The sequence below is a fragment of the Psychrobacter immobilis genome (genome assembly GCF_904846065.1).
Classification (GTDB): domain Bacteria; phylum Pseudomonadota; class Gammaproteobacteria; order Pseudomonadales; family Moraxellaceae; genus Psychrobacter; species Psychrobacter immobilis_H.
On the sequence record NZ_CAJGZV010000020.1, the window covers coordinates 1 to 1,510 of the forward strand.

The following is a 1,510-nucleotide window of genomic DNA, read 5'->3' on the forward strand; positions in this document are numbered from 1 at the left end:
CTCAATCCATCAAGTTATCGTAGAGATTAAGACAGCTCTTGATGCGGCAGGGGTGAACATACCTTTCCCCATACGTACGATCGATTTGAGTGATCCTTCTGTAAAAGCGATTGTAAATAAACTCAATGAGCAGGAACGTGTCAATCAATAAGAGGTACGGTCTGTAATACTGAGCCAACTTAATAAAAAGCCGCCCTATCATAGGGCGGCTTTTTAGCAGTCTGCTTATAACGTCATAACCAGTGGTTTAGTCTTTTTTGGCTCTAAAATCAGTGTGGCATGACTTACAGCTGGCGCCAACTTCTTTAAAGGCTGGTTGTACATCTTTCACTGTTGTGGCTGTCTGCGCGACTGTATTTAGATCAGCAGTGACTTTTTGGAAGTTATCTGCTTCAGCGCGGAACTCCTCAACATTGCTCCAGACAGCGTCAGTGGCATTACCAACGGCTTCTTGGTTTTCAAAATGACTCCAAGGCTTACTCGCATCTTCTGCTAAGAAAGCAGCTTGTTCTTTGAAGACCTCAGCATCGAAAGTATCTGGGGCTTTAACCATATCACCCATGATACCTGTCGCATCGCCCCAGCTTTTCATACTGTCTTGGCGGGCTTTGATATCAGGGTCAGCGGGACTGCTACAAGCAGTCAGGCCTAGAGCTGCTGCCATTAGAGTGATGCCGAAGATAGATTTTAATGAGTGGTGGGCTTGAACCTTTGCCATGTATATTACTCCTTTAAATGTTATTAATAGTATTATAGTTGCTCCAATTTAAAAAAGTTACAGCGTTAACCTCGCTTGAAGTATTGCATATACATCGGCACTCAGTTGCCTTGTACCTCTTTTAAATTGGAGCAACTATAGAGTGGCCTGCAAATGCTGGCCTCAAATACTGATCTTAAATAAAATGCCGTTTCACTATGTATATATCACTATATATAGCAGTACTGTCAAAATAGCTACTATTGATAGGATTGTAGACAATTATAAAAGCTGAGTAGGGCTTACAGAATAAAGGCCAGCTCTATAAGCTGACCTTATTAAAGTGGCGTCACTTTTTATAAACTGAGACACTTGTTTATTATTATGCCAACAAGGACTATAAAGTCAACCATTCACGAGGTTTTAAATAAAAATCTGTCAGCTCAAACTCAGGCGTTCCTGCGGCAGGTTCGAAGCGATAGTGCCAGCTGGCAAGTGGCGGCATACTGACTAGGATGGATTCGATACGCCCATTGCTCTGAAGACCAAATAGCGTGCCGCGGTCATAAACAAGGTTATATTCGACATAGCGGCCACGGCGATAGAGCTGAAATTCACGCTCTGCTTCAGTATAGGGCACATTTTTACGAGCTTCAAAGATTGGCAAAATACCATCAAGATAACCGTTGCCAACCGCCTGCATAAAGTTAAAGCAGGTGTCAAAACCCCAGCCTCGACTCTCAGTATTAACATCATCATAAAACAAGCCGCCAATACCGCGCTGCTCATCACTATGACGTAAATGAAAGTATT

The 1,510-nt window shown here is 42.8% G+C and carries 2 protein-coding genes; both read right to left on the bottom strand.

Annotated elements, in window-relative coordinates; all coding sequences use genetic code 11:
• Positions 1-247: 247 nt before the first annotated feature.
• A complete protein-coding gene (locus JMW64_RS13825; RefSeq protein ID WP_201555360.1) occupies positions 248-718 on the bottom strand; it encodes a c-type cytochrome in 471 nt (156 codons plus the stop codon).
• A 376-nt stretch (positions 719-1,094) separates the two neighbouring features.
• Positions 1,095-1,510: coproporphyrinogen III oxidase (locus JMW64_RS13830; protein WP_201555361.1), on the bottom strand; the 416-nt coding region annotated here is incomplete at its 5' end.

Bases quoted from the DNA above. Each gene is read 5' to 3' on its own strand.
- JMW64_RS13825 (WP_201555360.1), bottom strand. From the start codon at position 718: ATGGCAAAGGTTCAAGCCCACCACTCATTAAAATCTATCTTCGGCATC.